At 71.3% G+C, this 20,324-nt stretch carries 15 protein-coding genes and 1 riboswitch; of the genes, 4 read left to right on the forward strand and 11 right to left on the reverse strand.

The annotated features are described in order from the left end of the window. Positions 1–14: 14 nt before the first annotated feature. Complete coding sequence (locus ACFWBY_RS17575) at positions 15–296, forward strand: HPr family phosphocarrier protein (protein WP_214953200.1); 282 nt, start codon at positions 15–17, stop codon at positions 294–296. Positions 297–689: 393 nt separating this feature from the next. Here the strand turns inward: ACFWBY_RS17575 and ACFWBY_RS17580 are convergent, their stop codons facing one another. The 4 genes from ACFWBY_RS17580 to ACFWBY_RS17595 form a co-directional block, all read right to left on the reverse strand. Beyond that, positions 690–1,355: a GntR family transcriptional regulator gene (locus ACFWBY_RS17580; RefSeq protein WP_385342091.1), complete on the reverse strand. Its 666-nt coding sequence runs from the start codon at positions 1,353–1,355 to the stop codon at positions 690–692. A 166-nt stretch (positions 1,356–1,521) separates the two neighbouring features. After that, the gene (locus ACFWBY_RS17585) at positions 1,522–2,313 is read right to left on the reverse strand and encodes a M23 family metallopeptidase (protein ID WP_385342093.1); all 792 of its coding nucleotides are present in this window, start codon (positions 2,311–2,313) and stop codon (positions 1,522–1,524) included. A gap of 12 nt (positions 2,314–2,325) precedes the next feature. Further along, positions 2,326–2,485, reverse strand: a riboswitch (cyclic di-AMP (ydaO/yuaA leader). Between the two features lie 184 nt (positions 2,486–2,669). Beyond that, complete coding sequence (locus tag ACFWBY_RS17590) at positions 2,670–4,037, reverse strand: M16 family metallopeptidase (RefSeq protein ID WP_385342129.1); 1,368 nt, start codon at positions 4,035–4,037, stop codon at positions 2,670–2,672. 20 nt (positions 4,038–4,057) lie between these two features. Then, a complete protein-coding gene (locus ACFWBY_RS17595) occupies positions 4,058–5,413 on the reverse strand; it encodes a M16 family metallopeptidase (protein WP_385342095.1) in 1,356 nt (451 codons plus the stop codon). A gap of 280 nt (positions 5,414–5,693) precedes the next feature. On the opposite strand from ACFWBY_RS17595, the gene ACFWBY_RS17600 reads away from it, so the two are divergent. Beyond that, positions 5,694–8,150 carry a DNA topoisomerase (ATP-hydrolyzing) subunit A gene (locus tag ACFWBY_RS17600; protein ID WP_385342097.1) on the forward strand — a complete coding sequence of 819 codons (2,457 nt, stop codon included), beginning with the start codon at positions 5,694–5,696 and terminating at the stop codon, positions 8,148–8,150. 108 nt (positions 8,151–8,258) lie between these two features. Continuing rightward, a complete protein-coding gene (locus ACFWBY_RS17605; protein ID WP_385342099.1) occupies positions 8,259–10,346 on the forward strand; it encodes a restriction endonuclease in 2,088 nt (695 codons plus the stop codon). 27 nt (positions 10,347–10,373) lie between these two features. On the opposite strand, the gene ACFWBY_RS17610 is transcribed toward ACFWBY_RS17605, so the two are convergent. Both ACFWBY_RS17610 and ACFWBY_RS17615 read right to left on the reverse strand, forming a co-directional pair. Further along, positions 10,374–11,564 carry a CobW family GTP-binding protein gene (locus ACFWBY_RS17610; protein WP_385342101.1) on the reverse strand — a complete coding sequence of 397 codons (1,191 nt, stop codon included), beginning with the start codon at positions 11,562–11,564 and terminating at the stop codon, positions 10,374–10,376. A 13-nt stretch (positions 11,565–11,577) separates the two neighbouring features. Further along, entirely contained in the window at positions 11,578–12,765 is a 1,188-nt protein-coding gene (locus ACFWBY_RS17615; protein WP_385342103.1) for a citrate synthase, read from the reverse strand. A 69-nt stretch (positions 12,766–12,834) separates the two neighbouring features. Between ACFWBY_RS17615 and ACFWBY_RS17620 the strand changes: the two genes are divergently transcribed. Further along, on the forward strand, positions 12,835–14,079 hold the full coding sequence (locus tag ACFWBY_RS17620) for a citrate synthase (protein ID WP_385342105.1): 1,245 nt from the start codon (positions 12,835–12,837) through the stop codon (positions 14,077–14,079). Positions 14,080–14,205: 126 nt separating this feature from the next. On the opposite strand, the gene ACFWBY_RS17625 is transcribed toward ACFWBY_RS17620, so the two are convergent. The 5 genes from ACFWBY_RS17625 to ACFWBY_RS17645 form a co-directional block, all read right to left on the reverse strand. Beyond that, the gene (locus tag ACFWBY_RS17625) at positions 14,206–15,813 is read right to left on the reverse strand and encodes a glycoside hydrolase family 13 protein (RefSeq protein WP_385342107.1); all 1,608 of its coding nucleotides are present in this window, start codon (positions 15,811–15,813) and stop codon (positions 14,206–14,208) included. A 54-nt stretch (positions 15,814–15,867) separates the two neighbouring features. Beyond that, entirely contained in the window at positions 15,868–16,743 is an 876-nt protein-coding gene (locus ACFWBY_RS17630; RefSeq protein WP_385342109.1) for a carbohydrate ABC transporter permease, read from the reverse strand. A gap of 14 nt (positions 16,744–16,757) precedes the next feature. Continuing rightward, positions 16,758–17,621 carry a carbohydrate ABC transporter permease gene (locus tag ACFWBY_RS17635; RefSeq protein ID WP_385342131.1) on the reverse strand — a complete coding sequence of 288 codons (864 nt, stop codon included), beginning with the start codon at positions 17,619–17,621 and terminating at the stop codon, positions 16,758–16,760. A gap of 48 nt (positions 17,622–17,669) precedes the next feature. Next, the gene (locus ACFWBY_RS17640) at positions 17,670–19,070 is read right to left on the reverse strand and encodes an ABC transporter substrate-binding protein (RefSeq protein ID WP_385342111.1); all 1,401 of its coding nucleotides are present in this window, start codon (positions 19,068–19,070) and stop codon (positions 17,670–17,672) included. Between the two features lie 233 nt (positions 19,071–19,303). Next, on the reverse strand, positions 19,304–20,323 hold the full coding sequence (locus tag ACFWBY_RS17645) for a LacI family DNA-binding transcriptional regulator (RefSeq protein WP_385342113.1): 1,020 nt from the start codon (positions 20,321–20,323) through the stop codon (positions 19,304–19,306). Position 20,324 lies beyond the last annotated feature (1 nt).

A 20,324-nucleotide genomic window follows, 5' to 3' on the forward strand; every position in this document is an offset into this window, starting at 1 on the left:
TGAAGGGCATCACCATGGCAGAGCGCCGCGTCAACGTCGGGTGGGCCGAGGGCCTGCACGCTCGTCCCGCCTCGATCTTCGTCCGCGCGACGACCGCTTCCGGCGTCCCGGTGACCATCGCGAAGGCGGGCGGCGACCCCGTCAACGCCGCCTCCATGCTGGCGGTTCTGGGCCTGGGCGCCCAGGGCGGCGAGGAGATCGTCCTCGCGTCCGAGGCCGAGGGTGCCGAGGCCGCGCTGGAGCGCCTCGCGAAGCTGGTCGCCGAGGGTCTCGAGGAGCTCCCCGAGACCGTCTGACCCTTCGGGTTCGACCCGCAGGACCACGCACGGCGAAGCCGTTGCCCCCGGCCGAGGCCGGGGGCAACGGCTTCGCCGGTTCTCGGACCGCGGCCGGATCCCCGCCCTCGGAGCGCCGGGCCGGCCGGTCATGCGCGCGCCGCGTCCCGCTGCGGGCCGGGCGCCGCGCCGCATTCCACTGCGGGCGGGCGCGCGGAAATGAATTGCCGGCCCACCGAAAGAATCAGCCGAATCATCCGGCCGTTATCGACCGGAATTCGCCGCCCGACATCCGGTCGGGCGGCACCGAATCGTCGGTGCCGAATCACCCGACATCGAAATGTCCGGCGCGAATCACCCGGCACCCCATCACGTGATGCCGCGCGGATATCCCACCGTTGTATACGGCGATTGTTAAAGCGGACCGCTCACCGTGTTTACGGCAGGTTGCAGAGTCCTCACGCGCAGGCGGTGCGCCCCGGCCGCCCGGTCCGCGTGGACCGCGGTCAGCGCCCGGGCCCGCTCGGCGTCCCCGCGGGCCACGGCGTCCACGATCGCACCGTGCTCCGCCCAGGACTCCGCGGGCCGGACCGGGGCCTCCACCACGTACATCCAGGCCACCTTGTGCCGCGTCTGGGTGAGCAGCGCGATCAGCCCGGGGCTCGCGGAGGCCTGGGCGAGCGTCTCGTGGAACCAGCCCCCCAGGGAGCGCAGATCCTCCCCCTGCCCCCTCCTGGCCCGCTCCTGGCCCAGCCTGACCAGGCCGCGCAGCACCTTGAGGTGGGCTTCGGTGCGCCGCCGGGCCGCCCGCGCGGCGGCGAGGGGCTCCAGCAGCATCCGTACTTCCAGGAGGTCGACGGCCTCCTGCTCCGTCGGCTCGGCCACGCAGGCGCCCGCGTGCCGGCGGGTGGTCACGAACCCCTCGGACTCCAGCGTGCGCAGCGCCTCGCGCACCGGGACGCGCGAGACGCCGTACCGGCGGGCCAGCACCTCCTCGGTCAGCCGGCTGCCGGGGCCGAACACCCCGGAGACGATGTCGTCGCGAATTGCTGTGCATACCGTGTGCGCGGGAATACGCAAGACCGGACCTCCGCCTATTTTCGTATGACTGTGCGCGCTGCGACTCTATTGCAACACACGATAATTTCCGAGGACGGCCGGTAATCCGAAACATTCACACAACGAGAAGGCCCCGGCTCGGGGAGCCGGGGCCTTCTCGGAAGAAGCGTGGTGGGTGCGGTACCCGTCAGACGTCGACGCCGTGGGACCGCAGGTACGCGACCGGGTCGATGTCCGAGCCGTAGTCGGCGCCGGAACGGGCCTCGAAGTGCAGGTGCGCGCCGCTGGAGTTGCCGGAGTTGCCCGACAGGCCGATCTGCTGCCCCGGGGTGACCTGCTGGCCGACGGAGACGTTCAGCGACAACATGTGCCCGTACTGGGTGTAGGTGCCGTCGTTGTGCTTGATGACGACGTTGTTGCCGTACGCGCCGCCCCAGCCCGCCTCGACCACGGTGCCCAGACCCACGGCGTGCACCGAGGTGCCGGAGGAGGCGTGGAAGTCGATGCCGGTGTGGCTGCCGGAGGACCACATGCCGCCGCCCGCGTGGTACTGCGTGCTGACGTAGGTGTCCGAGAGCGGGGACACGAAGGTGTTGAGGCGCTTGCGCTCCTCCTCGCGGGCCACGCGCTCGGCGGCCTCGCGCTCGGCCTTGGCCTGGGCTTCGGCCTTCGCCTTGGCTTCGGCGGCACGCTGCTTGGCGTCGGCCTCGGCCTGCGCCTTAACGGCGGCGGCCTCCGCGGCGCGCTGCTGCGAGTCGGCCTGGGCCTGGATCTCGTCGGCGAGTTCGTCGGCCACGACGATGGTGTTCAGGCCGGTGTCCTCGGCGGAGTGTGTGTTGTCCGCGGCGAACGCGGGACCGGCCAGGGAGCCGACGACGCCAGTGGCGGCGAGGGCGGCTATGCCGGCGTAGCCGGCGGTCTTGCGGCTCATACGGCTGGAACCACGGTGCTTACCGGCGACACGACTGCCAAACGCCATGAAGGGGCTGATCCTTTCCTTCCCTCTCGCCTACCGGGTTAGCTGACGGGTTCGGAGCAGGAAGGTCTCCTACGGGCCTCCTCTTGCGAGGCGGTCCGATTCACCCCAGGGACACATGTGGGTCCCCGGCTCCCCAGGCTCGCGCCTGACGGGGACTCGGCGATCGCTGTCCGGTGCCGCGGGCGCGGCGGGTGCAACTGACGAACAGCAGGGACGACGCTAGGCGGATCATCAGTCAATCGCCAAACAGACACGCCTTTTTGTTGCGTTCGCCACACCACATACAAGCAACCACGCGACTAACCAGACAAAAAGGACTCCGACGGACAAGCCGCCGGAGTCCCCTGAGTCGCCCGTCAGTTGGTGACGACGGTGACGTCACCGATCCCGAGGGCCCGTACCGGCTCCTCGATCTGGGATGCGTCGCCCACCAGGACCGTGACCAGGCGGTTCACCGGGAAGGCGCTCACGACCGCCGAAGTGGCCTCCACCGTCCCGGTCTCGGCCAGCCGCGCGTACAACTGCGCCTGGTAGTCGTCCGGGAGCTCCTGCTCGACCTGGTCGGCGAGCGTGCCCGCGACCGAGGCCGCCGTCTCGAACTTCAGCGGGGCCACACCCACCAAGTTCTGCACGGCCACGTCCCGTTCGGCGTCGGTCAGGCCGCCCTCCGCGAGGGTGCGCAGCACCTTCCAGAGGTCGTCCAGCGCCGGGCCGGTGTTCGGGGTGTCCACCGAGCCGCTGATGGCGAGCATCGAGGCGCCCTTGCCGTCGGCGGTGGAGCGCAGCACCTGGCCGAAGGCGCGCACGCCGTACGTGTACCCCTTCTCCTCGCGCAGCACCTTGTCCAGGCGGGAGGTGAGGGTGCCGCCCAGGCAGTACGTGCCGAGCACCTGGGGCGCCCAGACCCGGTCGTGCCGGTCCGGACCGATGCGGCCGATCAGCAGCTGCGTCTGGACCGAGCCGGGCCGGTCCACGATGACCACGCGGCCCGTGTCGTCGGCGGTGATCGGCGGCACGGGGCGCGGCGCGGTGGTGTCTCCGGTCCAGGTGCCCAGGGTGTCGGCCAGGACGGCGTCGAGGTCGATGCCGGTAAGGTCGCCGACGACCACCGCGGTGGCGGTCGCGGGGCGTACGTGGGCCTCGTAGAAGGCGCGTACGGCCGCGGAGTCGATGCGGGCGACCGTCTCCTCGGTGCCCTGGCGCGGGCGGGACATCCGCAGGGAAGCCGGGAACAGCTCCTTGGACAGCTCCTTGGCGGCGCGGCGCTGCGGGTTGGCCAGCTCGTGCGGGATCTCGTCGAGCCGGTTGCGCACCAGACGGTCGACCTCGGCGTCGGCGAAGGCCGGTGCGCGCAGCGCCTCGGCGATCAGGCCCAGCGCCTTGTGCAGCCGGGAGGCCGGAACCTCCAGGGAGACCCGCAGGCCCGGGTGGTCGGCGTGCGCGTCGAGCGTGGCGCCGCAGCGCTCCAGCTCGGCGGCGAACTCCTCGGCGGAGTGCTTGTCGGTGCCCTCGGACAGGGCGCGGGACATGATGGTCGCCACGCCGTCGAGGCCCTCGGGCTCCGCGTCCAGCGGGGCGGCGAGGTTGATCTCGACCGCCACCACCTGCTGGCCCGGGCGGTGGCAGCGCAGCAGGGTGAGGCCGTTGCCCAGTACCCCGCGCTCGGGGGCCGGGAAGGCCCACGGCTGCGGCTCGCCGGCCTCGGGGCGCGGGTGGAAGGTCATCGTGACGGCTGCGGTGTCGCTCACTGCTCCGCCCCCTCGTTCTCGTCGCTGTTCTCGTCGCTCTGGGCGCTCTCGTCGGCCGCGACGGGCTCGTACACGAGCACCGCGCGGTTGTCCGGGCGCAGTCGGGCCGCGGCCACGGCCTGCACTTCCTCGGCGGTGACGTCGAGGACGCGCTGGACGGCGGTCAGCGCCAGCTGCGGGTCGCCGAACAGCACCGCGAAGCGGCACAGTTCGTCGGCGCGGCCGGCCACCGTGCTCAGCCGGTCCAGCCATTCGCGCTCCAGCTGGGCCTGGGCGCGCTCCATCTCCTCGGCCGTCGGGCCCTCGGCGGCGAACCGCGCGAGCTCCTCGTCGACGGCCGCCTCGATGGCGGGCACCTCGACGCCGCTGGAGGTCTTCACGTCCAGCCAGCCCAGCGACGGCGCGCCGGCCAGGCGCAGCATGCCGAAGCCCGCCGCGACGGCGGTCTGGTCGCGCCGCACCAGGCGGTTGTGCAGCCGGGAGGACTCGCCGCTGCCCAGCACGGTCAGCGCCACGTCGGCGGCGTCGCACTCGCGGGTGCCGTCGTGCGGGAGCCGGTAGGCCGCCATCAGCGCGCGGGCCGGGACCTCCTCGACGATCTCCTCGCGCAGCTGCTCGCCCATGATCTCGGGCAGCGAGCCGTCGCGCGGCGGCTGCTTGCCGTCGTGCCCGGGGATGGTGCCGAAGTACTTCTCGACCCAGGCGAGCGTCCGCTCGGGGTCGATGTCGCCGACGACCGACAGCACCGCGTTGTTGGGCGCGTAGTACGTACGGAAGAAGGCGCGCGCGTCCTCCAGGGACGCGGCGTCCAGGTCGGCCATGGAGCCGATCGGAGTGTGGTGGTACGGGTGGCCCTCGGGGTACGCCAGGGCCGTGAGCTTCTCGAAGGCCGTGCCGTAGGGGACGTTGTCGTAGCGCTGGCGGCGCTCGTTCTTGACGACGTCGCGCTGGTTCTCCATGGACTCGTCGTCCAGGGCGGCCAGCAGCGAGCCCATCCGGTCCGCTTCCAGCCACAGCGCGAGCTCCAGCTGGTGGGTCGGCATCGTCTCGAAGTAGTTGGTGCGCTCGAAGCTGGTGGTGCCGTTGAGGGAACCGCCGGCTCCCTGGACCAGCTCGAAGTGCCCGTTGCCGGAGACGTTCTTCGAGCCCTGGAACATCAGGTGCTCGAAGAGGTGAGCCAGGCCGGTGCGACCCTTGACTTCGTGGCGCGAGCCGACGTCGTACCAGAGGCAGACCGCGGCGACCGGGGTCAGGTGGTCCTCGGACAGCACCACGCGCAGGCCGTTGGCCAGCCGGTGCTCGGTTGCTGTGAGGCCGCCGGAGCCGGCCTGAGCTGTGGCCGTGTGACCCATGGGCATGTGGTCCCTTCGATCGCGATGCAGAGATTCCTGTCAGACCTGCCACTGTATGCAAGCGTGTCGGCGACCGGAGAAGTTCCCGGCCCACTCCTGGGTCGGAGTCGGCGTTGTCGGAGCCTCGGGCCACAATGGTCCGCGTCACCCCACTGTCCGAAACCCGGCCAGGCCGCAGCACCACCCCCGCAGGACCCCCAGCACCACCCGCGTACGACCACCAGCCCCACCCCGTGAGAGCTCAGCTCATCCCGATTCTTGGTTAAGGAGCCGCGCAGCGATGGCCCGCCGCAGCACGAAGACCCCGCCGCCGGAGGATTTCGAGGAGAAGATCCTCGACATCGACGTCGTCGACGAAATGCAGGGCTCCTTCCTCGAGTACGCGTACTCGGTGATCTACTCCCGCGCCCTGCCCGACGCCCGCGACGGCATGAAGCCGGTGCACCGGCGCATCGTCTACCAGATGAACGAGATGGGCCTGCGCCCCGACCGCGGCTACGTGAAGTGCGCCCGCGTCGTCGGCGAGGTCATGGGCAAGCTGCACCCGCACGGCGACGCGTCGATCTACGACGCCCTCGTGCGCATGGCGCAGCCCTTCTCCATGCGGCTCCCGCTGGTCGACGGCCACGGCAACTTCGGCTCGCTCGGCAACGACGACCCGCCGGCCGCCATGCGGTACACCGAGTCCAAGATGGCCGACGCCGCGTCGCTGATGACGGACGGGATCGACGAGAACACCGTCGACTTCGCCGCGAACTACGACGGCCAGGAGCGCGAACCCGTCGTACTGCCGGCGGCGTACCCGAACCTGCTGGTCAACGGCGCGTCCGGGATCGCGGTGGGCATGGCCACCAACATGGCCCCGCACAACCTCGGCGAGGTCATCGCCGCCGCGCGCCACCTGATCCGCTACCCGGAGGCGGACCTGGAGGCGCTCATGCGCTTCGTCCCGGGTCCCGACCTGCCCACCGGCGGCCGGATCGTGGGCCTCGCGGGCATCAAGGACGCCTACGAGAACGGGCGCGGCACCTTCAAGATCCGCGCCACGGTGACGCTGGAGGACGTGACCCCGCGCCGCAAGGGCCTGGTCGTCACCGAACTGCCCTTCACGGTCGGCCCCGAGAAGGTCATCGCGAAGATCAAGGACCTGGTCGGCTCGAAGAAGCTCCAGGGCATCGCGGACGTCAAGGACCTCACCGACCGCTCGCACGGCCTGCGCCTGGTCATCGAGATCAAGAACGGCTTCCACCCCGAGGCCGTGCTGGAGCAGCTGTACAAGCTGACGCCGATGGAGGAGACCTTCGGCATCAACAACGTCGCGCTGGTCGACGGGCAGCCGCTGACGCTGGGCCTCAAGGAGCTGCTGGAGGTCTACCTCGACCACCGCTTCGAGGTCGTGCGCCGCCGCAGCGAGTTCCGCCGGGGCAAGCGGCGCGACCGGCTCCACCTGGTCGAGGGCCTGCTGGTGGCGCTGCTCGACATCGACGAGGTCATCCGGATCATCCGGGACAGCGACAACTCCGCGCAGGCCAAGGAGCGCCTGATGGAGCGCTTCTCGCTGAGCGAGATCCAGACGCAGTACATCCTGGACACGCCGCTGCGCCGACTGACCCGCTTCGACCGCATCGAGCTGGAGTCCGAGCGCGACCGTCTGACCGGCGAGATCGACGAGCTGACCGGGATCCTGGACTCCGACAGCGAGCTGCGCAAGCTGGTCTCGGCGGAACTGGCAGCGGTCTCGAAGAAGTTCGGCACGGAGCGGCGTACGGTCCTGCTGGAGTCGGCGGGTACGGCGGTCGGCGCGGTTCCGCTCGAGGTCGCGGACGACCCGTGCCTGGTCCTGCTGTCCTCGACGGGCCTGCTGGCACGCACCGTGACCGGCGAACCGCTGCCCGAGGCGGAGGGCGGCGCCCGCGCCAAGCACGACCTGATCGTCTCGCAGGTCGCGGCGACCGCGCGGGCGGAGGTCGGCGTCGTCACGTCGTACGGACGGCTCCTGCGGCTGCCGGTCATCGACCTGCCGCAGCTGCCGGACACCCACGCGGCGCCGAACCTGGCGGGCGGGGCGCCGGTATCGGAGTTCCTCTCCGGCCTGGAGGCGGACGAGAAGGTGATCTGCCTGACCTCGCTGGACGAGTCCTCGCAGGGCCTGGCGCTCGGCACCGAACAGGGTGTGGTCAAGCGGGTCGTGCCGGACTACCCGGCCAACAAGGACGAGCTCGAGGTCATCACGCTCAAGGACGGCGACCGGATCATCGGCGCGGTCGAGCTGCGCACGGGCGAGGAGGACCTGGTCTTCATCACCGACGACGCCCAGCTTCTGCGCTACCCGGCGAACCAGGTGCGCCCGCAGGGCCGCCCGGCGGGCGGCATGGCCGGCATCAAGCTCTCCGACAACGCCAAGGTGATCCACTTCTCGGCCGTCGACCCGGCACGCGACGCCGTGGTCTTCACGGTGGCGGGCTCGCACGGGACCCTGGACGACTCGATGCAGTCAGGGAAGCTCACCCCGTTCGACCAGTACCCGCGCAAGGGCCGGGCCACCGGCGGCGTCCGCTGCCAGCGGTTCCTGAAGGGCGAGGACGTGCTGCTCCTTGCCTGGGCGGGCGGTTCGCCGGCCCGCGCGGCGGCGGCGAACGGCACCCCGGCCGAGTTGCCCGCCGTCGACCCGCGCCGGGACGGCTCGGGCACCGCGCTGCCGGCCTCCGTCACGGCGCTGGCCGGGGCCGCGCTGTAGGAGGTACGGGGTCATTCGGGTGGTACGTCTGGGGGACGTACCACCCGAATGGCGACTAGTGTTTTCCCTCTTGGCACTGTCGGTTGGGCGCGGGGAGACACAGAGCTGATGAGTCGTCGGTCGGGCGGATTGATCGGGGACTGGGCCGAGGCCCAGCGCCGGACGCAGCAGACGCAGCTGATCCAGCAGCGCGAGGCGGAACGCCGCCGGCGGTCCTACGAACGCGACGCGGCCCGGGGGCGGCGGGAGCAACAAGCGGCCCACCGGCAACGCCGCGAGGCCGAGGCGCTGCGGCGGACCGCGCAGATCGACGCCGAGGTCACCGCCCTGCAGGGCCTGTTGGTCACGGGGTGCCGGGCACCCGCGTTCCGGACGGCCGCCCTCGTCCGGCCCGAGCAGCTGGAACCGTTCGACCCCGGGACCCTGGCGCACCCCGTACCGATGCCGCGCATAGAGCAGTTCCAGCAGCAGAGCAGCGGCTGGACCCTCGGCTCGGGCGGGCGGGCCCAGGCAGAGCGAGAGGCTCACACCCGGTACACGCAGGCCTGGCAGGCCGCGCACGCCGCGGAGGCTCAGCGACAGCAGCAACTGGCGGCGTACCGGCAACAGTACGACCGGTGGGCAGCCGAACAGCTCGCCGGAGTCCGGGCGCACAACAACGGGCTCGCCGAGCTGACCTCGGCGTTGCGCGCCGGCGACGCGGAGACGGTGGTGGAGTACTTCTCGGCCGCCCTCTACGCCTCGACGGCATGGCCCGAGGCGCTGCCGAGACAAGTGGCGGCGGCGTACGACCCCGCCGCGCGCCAGTTGGTGCTGGACTGGGAGCTGCCCGCGTACGCGGTGGTGCCGGAAGCCAGGTCGGTCCAGTACCTGCCGAGCACGGACCAGGACAAGGTGAAGCCCCGCCCGGCCACGGAGCGGCGGGCACTGTACCGGGACCTGCTGGCGCAGTGCGTGCTGCTGGTGGCGCGCGAGCTGTACGCGGCGGACGAGTTCGGGGTGCTGGACTCGGTCGTGATGAACGGCTTCGTCGACTGCCCCGACCCGGTGACGGGGCAGGAGGCGCGCTTCGTACTCGCCACGGTCTCGGCGCCGCGCAGCAGTTTCGCCGGGCTGCGGCTGGAGCAGGTCAGCGCGGTGGACTGCCTGGTCGAAGGCCTGCGCGGGCTGCTGTCGGCGCGGCCCGACCAGCTGACGGCCGTGCGGGCGGGGCGCCGCCCGCAGGAGGTCGGCACGGTCGTCAGCCACGGCGGGCACGCGGGCGGCGACGAGGAGGAGCCGGACCTGTTCGCGATGGACCCGATCGCCTTCGAGAACCTGGTGGCCGAGCTGTTCCGGGCGATGGGCATGGAAGCGGTGACCACGCAGCGCTCCGGCGACGGCGGCGTGGACGTCGAGGCGCTGGACCCGGCCCCGATCCGGGGCGGGCGGATCGTGGTGCAGGTCAAGCGCTACCGGCACACGGTGCCGCCGACGGCCGTCCGCGACCTGTACGGCACGGTCCAGGACCGGGGGGCGAACAAGGGAGTGCTGGTCACCACCGCGACGTTCGGACCGGGGTCGTACACCTTTGCCAACGGCAAGCCGCTGGAGTTGGTTCCCGGGGGCGAACTCGTGGACCTGCTGCACCAGCACGGACTGCGCGGACGCCTCGGCGGGGGTCCGGCGGCCTCGGTCGCGGCCCGGCGGACGGCCGATCCGGAGCCCTCCGCCGACCAGAACGTGCTCGGCATGTCCTGGGCGGGACCGGTCGCGCTGGACGTGTGCGCGCTGGTCTGCGAGGGCGGCCGGGTGCTGAGCGAGGACCACTTCGTCTTCTTCAACAACCCCCGCACCCCGGACGGTTCGGTACGGACGCACGCGCACTCGGCGCCCGACAAGGCCGCGCTGATGGTCGCCTTCGACGCCCTGCCGGAGCCCGCCGACCGGCTGGTCCTCGTCGCCGCGATCGACCCGGAGGTCAATCCGCACGCCGACCTGGCGGGCTTCACGGACGCCCGGATCCGGCTCCTGGGTCCGGGCGGCGAGGAGCTCGGCCGACTGGAGGTCTCCGACGGCCGCGCCGGCGAGACCGCCCTGGTCCTGGGCTCGTTCCGGCGCCGTCCGAGCGGCGATTGGGACTTCGTCGTCGGCGGCAAGGGGTACCCGGGCGGCCTGGAGCCCCTGCTCGGCGACTTCGGCGTCGAGGTCTCCTGACCCGACTGAGCCGGCGCCGTCGGCTCGTCAGAAGTCCTCGGACTCCGGATCGGGCCCCCGCTCCTGCTCCCGTTCCTGCTCCTGCTCCTGCTCCTGCTCCTGCTCCTGCTCCTGCTCCTCGGGCCGGTGTACGTAGCGCAGGACGCCCCACATGCTCTCCGGGCGGGCGTGCTGCGGTTCCGCTTCGCGGCAATCCTCCAGTTCGCGGAGCAGGGCGGGGCCGTCGGTGCCCGCACCGATCAGCACGAGCTGTGTCAGGCGCGCTTCGCCCCGCCCCCAGGGCTGCGGGGCGAAGCGCAGGAAGCGGCCCACGGCGTGGACCTCGTAGCGCTCCTCGTGGCCGGGCACGCCGAAGTAGACGAAGCCCTTGATCCGGTAGAGCCCGGCCGGGCGGCGGTCGAGGAAGTCGATGAACCGGCGCGGGCTGAGGGCCTGCTCGGACACGAACTCCGTGCTGTCGTAGACCGCGTGCACGTGGCGCGCGTGATCACGGCCGCGATCACCACCGTGCTCGTGGTCGTGGTCGTGGTCGTGGTCGTGTTCGTGGTCGTGGTCGTGTTCGTGGCCGTGTGACTGCGCCAGCAGGTCCTCGAAGGACAGCTGCCCGCGCGTCTCGGTCCACGGCCGGCGCTCGAAGAGCAGCTCCGGGTCGACCCGCCCGTGGTCCGCGCCGACGACCGGGATCCCCGGCGCGCAGAGCCCGGCGAGAGCGCCCTCGATCCCGGCCCGTTCCGCGGCGTCGACGCGGTCGGTCTTGTTGAGCACCACCAGGTCGGCGACGGCCAGGTGGCGGTCGGTCTCGGGGTGCCGGGCCCGGGTCGCGTCGAACTCCGCGGCGTCGACGATCTGCACCATGCCGCCGTAGCGGACGGCGGGGTTCTCGTTGGCGACGAGCATCCGGACCATCTCCTGCGGCTCCGCCAGCCCGCTCGCCTCGATGACGATCACATCGATGCGGTGAGCGGGATCGGCGAGCTTCTCCAGGTACGCGTCCAGCTCGCTGCCGTCGACCGCGCAGCACAGGCAGCCGCCGCCGAGGGAGACCATCGAGTCGCCGACCTGGCCGGCCACGGACATCGCGTCGACCTCGATGGAGCCGAAGTCGTTGACGACGACCCCGATCCGGGTGCCGCCCCGGTGTGCGAGGAGGTGGTTGAGGACGGTCGTCTTGCCGGATCCGAGGAAGCCGGTCAGGACGACCACAGGAATGCTGTTCACCGGTCGATCGTAGTCAGCCGAGGGCGGGGACCGGCTCAGGCGGGGTAGGGCCGGTGTACCGGGCGGCCGGTCGGATGATCTTCGAATCGGTGGCCTGTTCGAGGATGTTCGCGCTCCAGCCGACCACCCGGGCCGCGCAGAAGGTCGGCGTGAACATCTCGCGCGGCAGCCCGCACAGCTCCATGACCACGCCCGCGTAGAACTCCACGTTGGTGTGCAGCTCGCGGCCCGGCTTGAGCTCGGCGAGGATCTCCTCTACGCGCCGCTCGACCTCGACGGCGAAGTCCACGAGCGGCCCGCCGAACCCGAGGGCGATCTCGCGCAGCATCCGCGAGCGCGGGTCCTCGGTGCGGTAGACGGGGTGCCCGAAGCCCATGATCCGCTCTCCGGCGCGTACCCGCTCACGGATCCACGGGTCGATCCGGTCCGCGGTGCCGATGGCGTCGAGCGTGTCCAGGGCCCGGCTCGGGGCGCCCCCGTGCAGCGGGCCGGAGAGCGCGCCGATCGCCCCGGTGAGGCAGGCCGCGACGTCGGCGCCGGTGGAGGCGATCACGCGGGCGGTGAAGGTGGAGGCGTTGAAGCCGTGGTCGACGGTGGAGACCAGGTACCGCTCGACCGCTCGGGCCTCGGCCGGGTCGGGCTCCTGCCCGGTCAGCATGTAGAGGTAGTTGGCGGCGTAGGGGAGGTCGTCGCGCGGCTCGACCGGCTCCAGACCCTGACCCAGCCGGTGCAGCGAGGTGAGCAGGGTCGGTACGGCGGCGCAGGCGGCCATGGCGTCGACGGCCCGGCGGTCGGGGGTGAGGTCGTAGACCGGGCGGAAGCCGGCGGAGGCGCCGAGCAGGGAGAGCGCGGTGCGCAGCCCGGCGAGCGGGCCGGACGGGGCGGTGGCACGGGCCAGGGCGGGCAGGGCGCCCCGCACCTCGGCGGGGAGCCGGCGCAGGGGGGCGATCTCGGCGGCGAAGGCGGCGCGCTCGGCGGCGGCGGCCGGTAGGGCGCCGCGGAACATGAGGTGCCACACGTCCTCGAAGGTGCGGCTCCCGGCGAGTTCGACGGCCGAGTACTGGCGGTAGTGGTAGAAGCCCTCGCGACCTCGGACGTCGCCGAGCTGCGTCTCGGTGACCACGACTCCCGCCAGGCCGCGAGGCGCTTCGGCGGGTTCGGGAGGTACGGCGGGTACGGCGGGTGCGTCGGTGGTGTCCATGGATCGACCATCGATGATGGACTCAATCACTGTCAATATTGATTCAATCAATATATGTAGGGTGACGGCATGAACGAAGAGGCCGGTGAGCGCAGGCTCAGCACCCAGGAAGCGGCTCAGCTGCTGGGCGTGAAGCCCGCGACGGTGTACGCGTACGTCAGCCGCGGCCAGCTCACCAGCCGCCGCGACCCCGTCGGACGCGGCAGCAGCTTCGACGCCCGCGAGGTGGAGGCCCTCGCCCTGCGCAGCCGGCGCGAGGCCGCCGCGGCGCCCGGCTCCGCCGGGGAGCTCTCCGTACGCACCTCCCTCACGCTGATCGAGTCCGACCGGTACTACTTCCGGGGCGTGGACGCCGTGGAGCTGGCCTCTCGGTATCGCTACGAGGAAGTCGCCGAGTGGCTGTGGACGGGAACCCTGGTCCGCGGGGCGCGGTTCACCGCTCCCCCGGAAGCCCTCGCCGCGGCCCGGCGGGCGGTCGCCTCGCTGCCGCAGCACAGTGGTCCGGTCGACCGGCTGCGGGTGGCCGTGGCGGCCGCCGCGGTCGCGGACCCCCTGCGCTACGACCTGTCCGAGCAGTCCGTACTGGGCTCCGCGCGCTCCCTGATCCCCACCCTGGTCGGCGCCCTGCCCGAGGTGGGCCCCCCGCAGTGGAGCGGGGACGGCCGCCTCGCCCGGCAGCTGTGGCCCCGGCTCTGCGCCCAGGACCCGGATCCCGACGCGCTGGCCGTGCTGGATCTGGCGCTGTCGCTGCTCACGGACCACGACCTCGCCGCGTCGACCCTTGCCGTACGGGTGGCCGCCTCCGCGCGCGCACATCCGTACGCGGCGGTCTCGGCCGGGCTCGGCGCGCTCGAAGGCCCCCTGCACGGCTCGGCCGGGCGGCTCGCGCACCGGATGCTGGTGGAAGTGCTCGAACGCGGCGACGCGGCGCCGGTGGTGAGCGAGTACCTGCGCGCGGGCCGCCGGGTGCCCGGGCTGGGGCACCGGCTGTACAAGGGCGAGGACCCCCGCGCGACGGCGCTGTTCGCTCGACTGGAAGGGCTGGCGCAGGCCGGCCCCGCGCTCGCCGCGGCGCGTCAGGTGGCGGGGGTGATGGCCCGTCACGGAGGTGGCCTCCACCCCAATGTTGACCTGGCGTTGTCGGTGTTCACGGTGTCGTGCGCGATGCCGGCGGAGGCCGGGGAAACGGTCTTCGCGGTGGCGCGTACGGCCGGCTGGATCGCGCACGCGCTGGAGGAGTACCAGGAGCGCCCGCTGCGGATGCGGCCGAGCGGCCAGTACCAGGGCCCCCGCCCGCCCCGGCCGATGCCCTGACGGGCGGGTGTCCCGGGGCCGGCACGCCCGGCACCACCCGGCGGGCGAGGCGCAGGCGCGGGGCGGGAAAACCGGTCGTGGTGCGGGAAAGCGGTCGTGGTGCGGGAAAGCGGTCCGGCTGCGGCGTCAGGTCCGCAGCCAGACCGCCGTGTCCTGCGGAAGCCGTCCGCCGTCGTCCAGCGCGGAACTGCTCAGCAGGAGGCTGGTGTGGGCCGGCAGCGCGACCGGCTCGTGCGAGAGGTTCGCCGCGCAGACCAGCCCGTCGGGGCGGGTGAAGGCCAGGACACCGGGCTGCGCGTCCAGCCACTCCAGCGATCCGCCGCCGAAGCCGCGGGCGGCGCGGCGCAGGGCGAGAGCGGTTCGGTAGAGGGTGAGCATCGAGTCCGGGTCGCCGTCCTGGCGGTCCGCGGCGTACGCCGGCCAGTCCGCGGGCTGGGGCAGCCAGGGGTCGTTCCAGGGCTCGGCCGTCCACGGCAGCGGGACCCGGCAGCCGTCGCGGCCGGGGTCGGTGCCGCCGGAGCGGAAGTGCATGGGGTCCTGGATGCGGCCGAGCGGTACTTCGGCTTCGGGCAGCCCCAGTTCCTCGCCCTGGTAGACGTACACGGCGCCGGGCAGGGCGAGGGTCAGCAGCGCGGCGGCGCGCGCCCGGCGCGCGCCGAGCGCGAGGTCGGTCGGGATCCCGAAGGCCTTGGCGGCGAAGTCGAATCCGGTGTCGGCGCGACCGTAGCGGGTGACCGTACGGGTCACGTCGTGGTTGCACAGCACCCAGGTGGCCGGGGCGCCGACGGGGGCGTGCTCGGCGAGGGTCTCCTCGATGGAGGTGCGCAGCCGGTCCGCGTCCCAGGGGCAGCTGAGGAAGGAGAAGTTGAAGGCGGTGTGCAGTTCGTCGGGGCGCAGGTAGCGGGCGAACCGCTCGGAGTCCGGCAGCCAGACCTCCCCGACGAAGATGGCCCCGTAGTCGTCGGCGAGGGCGCGCCAGGAGCGGTAGATCGTGTGCAGGTCGTCCCGGTCGATGTAGGGGTGGACCTCGCCGGTCCATGGTTCGGGTGGACGGCCGGCGAGGTCGGGCAGGGCCGGGTCCTTGGCGAGCAGGGCCGCGGAGTCGATCCGTACGCCGGACACTCCCCGCTCGAACCAGAAGCGCAGGACTTCCTCGTGTTCCCGGCGGACGGCGGGGTGGTCCCAGTTGAGGTCGGGCTGTTGCGGGGTGAAGAGGTGCAGGTACCACTCCCCGTCCGGTACCCGCGTCCAGGTGGCGGCGCCGTTGAACTGCGAGGGCCAGTCCCCGGGCGGCAGTTCGCCGTGCTCGCCGCGGCCGGGGCGGAAGTGGAAGAGTTCGCGTTCCGGGCTGCCGGGACCGGCGGCGAGAGCCGCTTTGAACCAGGCGTGCTGGTCGGACACGTGGTTCGGGACGATGTCGACAATGGTGCGGATGCCCAGTTCGCGGGCCTCGGCGATGAGCTTCTCGGCTTCGGCGAGGGTGCCGAAGGCGGGGTCGATGGCGCGGTAGTCGGCGACGTCGTAGCCGCCGTCGGCCAGCGGGGAGAGGTACCAGGGGGTGAACCAGAGGGCGTCCACGCCCAGTTCGCAGAGGTAGGGGAGGCGGGCCCGGACGCCCGCGAGGTCACCGGTGCCGTCCCCGTCGCCGTCGGCGAAGCTCCGTACGTACACCTGGTAGATGGCGGCCGAGCGCCACCAGTCGGCGGCGTTCTCGGGCAGGGGAAAGTCAGCCACGGAGGGGTCCTTTCACAGGGGGCGGCCGGGCACGGCGGCGGTTCGGGGCGGTGGTCACCCCTTGAGGGAGCCTGCCGTCAGGCCGCTCATGATGTTGCGCTGGAAGATCAGGAAGATGACGAGCGTGGGCGCCGAGGCCATCGCGAGCGCGGCGACGAGATGGTTCTCCGGTACCCCCCTGGCCAGGGAGTAGATGCCGACGTTGAGCGTCTGAAGGGCCGGGTCGGGGAGGGTGAGCATGGGCCAGAGGAAGTCTTTCCAGACCCCGACGACGGCGAAGATCGATACGACGCCGAGAACGGGCCGGGACATCGGCAGGACCACGGAGCGCAGGGTGCGCAGGGCGGAGGCCCCGTCGATGGCGGCGGCGTCGAGGATCTCGCCGGGGATGGAGTCGAAGAATCGTTTCAACAGGAAGATGCTGAAGGCGTTCGTGACGGAGGGCAGCCAGATCACCCAGGGCGTGTTGAGCAGGTTGCGCTCGATGATCGGCATGTCCAGGACCGTCAGGTACTGCGGTACGACGAGGACGGTTGCCGGGATCATCAAGGTCGCCAGCATCATGCCGAGGACGGCTTTGCCGAAGACGGGCCGGAGCTTGGACAGCGAATACGCGGCGGCCACGTCGAGGACGAGCTGGAAGGCCAGCGCGCCCAAGGCGTAGTAGAGGGTGTTGAACAGCAGCTCGGCGAGGTCCATGACCTTCCAGGCCGCCGAGTAGTTCTCGGCGTGCAGGGAGTCCGGCACCAGGGTCGGGGGGACCTGGGTGAATTCCCGGGTGCTCTTGAGGCCGTTGGCGACCATCCAGTAGAGGGGCCCGAGGAAGACGATCGTGAAGCCGGCGACGACCAGGGCCAGGGCGGTCCAGTAGAGGATCTTGCCGCGGGTGCGGCCGAGTTGGGCCGGTGATATCAGCGTGCGCTCTGCCATGTGAGGCGCTCCCGTCAGTTCTCGTTGTCGCGGCTCAGCCGGACGTACACGGCGGAGAAGCCGGCGAGCAGGACGAGCAGGCACAGGCCCAGGGCCGCGGCGCCGCCGTACTGGTTGAAGCTGAAGGCGTACTGGTAGATGAGGACGACGACGGTGGTGGTCGATCCCTCGGGGCCGGCGCCGCCGGTCAGCATGAAGGGTTCGACGAACACCTGCATCGTGGCGATGATCTGCATGAGCAGCATCAGCGAGAGGATCAGCTTGGTCTGCGGGATGGTGACGTGCCAGATCTTCTGCAGCACTCCGGCCCCGTCGAGCTCGGCGGCCTCGTAGAGCTCGCCGGGGACGCCCTGGAGGGCGGCCAGGTAGATCAGGGTCGCGCCGCCCATGTTCATCCACGTGGAAGCGATGACGACGGAGAGCATCGCCGTGTCGGTGGATTGCAGCCAGTCTTGCGCCGGCAGGTGCAGGAATTCCAGGGCTTTGTTGAAGACGCCGTAGCCGGGATCGTAGAAGTACTTGAAGAGCAGGATCGAGGCCACGGGCGGCATCATCACCGGCAGGTAGACCAGCAGCCGCAGATAACCCTGTGCGTGCCGGAACTCGTTGAGCACGATCGAGACGACGAACGGGACGACGAAGCCGAGGACCAGCGCGAGCCCGGTGAAGAGCAGGGTGTTGCGCCAGGCCTGCCAGAAGGCCGGATCGTCGAAGACGTAGCGGAAGTTGTCCCAGCCGACCCAGCGGACCGTGCCGCCCTCGGTCTTCTGGAAGGCCAGCAGGAACTCCCGGACCATCGGGTACCAGGAGAAGAAGGAGAAGCAGAGGACGGCGCCGATCAGAAAGCCGTGGGCCGAGTATGCGGGTACGGGCGGCAGGGCGGGTCCGGGCCGGGGAGGCCGCCCGGAACTCCCCCGGCCGGTCCGCTACTGGTTGGCCAGCACCTGGTTGACGGCCTTCTCGGCCTCCGCGAGGAGCTGCGCAGAGTCGGCGTCCTTGTTCGTCAGGACGCCCGACATCACCTTGTCGAGGACCTTGTAGACCTCCTGGGCCTTCACCGGCTCGGCCTTGCCGGGCACGGGGTTGTCCAGGAAGGGCTTGAAGTTGACGACCGGCATGGTGGCGTTGGCGGCCTTGAGCGCGTCGTCCTCGGCTTTGCTGGCGCCGGTGAAGAAGGCGGGCTGCGGAAGCCCGACCGGCAGGCCGTCGGCCTTGCTGCGGTCGTACTCGAACTGCCCCTTGCCGACCGATAGCGTCTTGAAGTTCAGCCAGGCGACGGCAGCCTTGATCTTGTCGGGCGAACTGCCCTTCTTGATCATGTAGCCGTTGCCGCCGGCCGGCGTCGCGGCGCCGCCCGGGATGGGGCCCATGCCGAAGTTCTCGTACTTGGCGGCGAGCTGCTGGACCATGTAGGTGATGTCGTCGGGCGCGGCGAGGAACATGCCGAGCTTGTCCGAGGCCATCTGCTTCTGCAGGTCGCCCCACTTGAGCAGCTGCGTCTTGCCCATGCTGTCGTCGTCCCAGCGCATGGCGTGGAGGTTGTCGACGACCTGCTTGCCGGTCGGGTTGTTGAAGGCCGCCTTGCCGTCGGCGCCGACGACGTCGCCCCCCAGCCCGTACATCGCGGCGGTGAAGTGCCAGCCCCCGGTGTTCTCGACGCTGTACTCGCCGTAGCCGGCGGTGCCGTTGCCGAGCGCCGCGATCTTCTTGGCTGCCGCGCGGACCTCGTCCCAGGTGCGCGGCGGCTGGTCCGGGTCGAGGCCCGCCTGCTGGAAGAGCCTGCGGTTGATCAGCAGGCCCATCGTGTAGTTGCTGGTGGGCAGGGCGTAGAGCTTGCCGTCCTGCTTGAGGGTGTCGGTGACGTGCTTGTCGATGTCGGCGAAGCCGGGAACCGACGCGGCGGTGACGTAGGCCGAGATGTCCTCGGCGCCGTCGTTGTCCAGCACCTGCTTGAGGTCGGTGAAGTAGGCGTAGAACACGTCCGGCTGCGACTTGGCCTTGAGCATCGCCGTGAAGCGCGGGGGCTCCAGGCACTGGCCGGGGGTCGAACGGCCCTCGATCGTGACGTTCGGGTAGGTCTTGTTGAACGCCGCGACGTCCTCCTTCCACTGCTTGAGCTCGGCCGCCTTCGCCGCGGGCGGCATGCAGTCCATCGAGATGGTGACCTTGGTCTTCGGGTCGAGCGGCGCGGAGGCGTCCGAGGAACCGCCGGACGGCTGGTTCTGGGCGTCGTCTCCATCACTGCTCGTACCGCAGGCCGCGAGGGCGGTGACGGCGAGCGCCGAGACGAGTGCGGCCGCGGTGGTGCGGCGGATGTTGGTTCTCATCGGTGGTCCCCTTCGAGCATCGAGCAGGAGGCGTGGGGCGGTGTCGGGGCGGTACGGGGCGAGCGCGGCACACTCAACCACCACCGTCAGATGGACGCAATATCCCGCGCATATTTCGCAAGGGATTGGCAACGCGCCGACGGACACGTCCGGCAGAGAACGCAAAACAGGGCCCCGAAACGTCAGCAAGACGTTTCGGGGCCCTGTGTTCGAGCGCCGGGAGAGGGTGCGAGTTACGCGCCCCGGGGGCGCGGCACCTGTGCCGTGGATCCGCGCACGACGAGTTCCGGCTCGAAGAGCAGCTCGCCGGGTTGCACGGCGGCCCCCTGGATCTGGGCGGTGAGCAGCTCCACGGCCGCCCGGCCCATGGCCTCGATGGGCTGCCGGACGGTGGTCAGAGGAGGCTCGGTGCAGTTCATGAAGGCCGAGTCGTCGTACCCGACGACGGAGACCTCTCCGGGTACGGACAGCCCCCGGCGGCGGGCCGCCCGGATGGCACCCAGGGCCAGCGGGTCGCTCGCGCAGATGATGCCCGTCACTCCCCGGTCCAGCAGTCGCGACGTGGCCGCGTGGCCGCCCTCCAGCGAGAACAGCGTCCGCTCCACGTGCTCGGCGGGCAGCTCGGTACCGGCCGCCGCGGCGACCGTCTGGGCGGCCACGAGCTTGCGCAGGGAGGGGATGTGGTCGGGCGGACCCAGCACGAGGCCGATGCGCTCGTGGCCGAGCGAGGCCAGGTGGCGCCAGGCCTGCTCGACCGCGACGGCGTCGTCGCAGGACACGCACGGGAAGCCGAGATCCTCTATCGAGGCGTTGATCAGCACCACCGGGACCTTGCGGTCGTGGAGCAGCCGGTAGTGCTCGTGCGGGGCGTCGGCCTGCGCGAACAGTCCGCCGGCGAAGACGACGCCCGAGACCTGCTGCTGGAGCAGGAGCTCGACGTAGTCGGCCTCGGAGACTCCGCCGGTGGTCTGCGTGCAGAGCACGGGGGTCAGTCCCTGCTGGGCCAGCGCACCGCCGATGACCTCGGCGAACGCCGGGAAGATCGGGTTCTGGAGTTCCGGCAGGACCAGGCCGACCAGCCGGGCGCGCTCGCCGCGCAGCTGGGTGGGGCGCTCGTAGCCGAGGACGTCCAGGGCGGTGAGCACGGACTGGCGGGTCGCGTCCGAGACGCCCGGCTTGCCGTTGAGCACCCGGCTGACCGTTGCCTCGCTGACCCCCACCTTCTTCGCTACTTGAGCAAGTCGTCGCGTCATG

Source organism: Streptomyces sp. NPDC060049 (assembly GCF_042736715.1).
Lineage (GTDB): Bacteria > Actinomycetota > Actinomycetes > Streptomycetales > Streptomycetaceae > Streptomyces.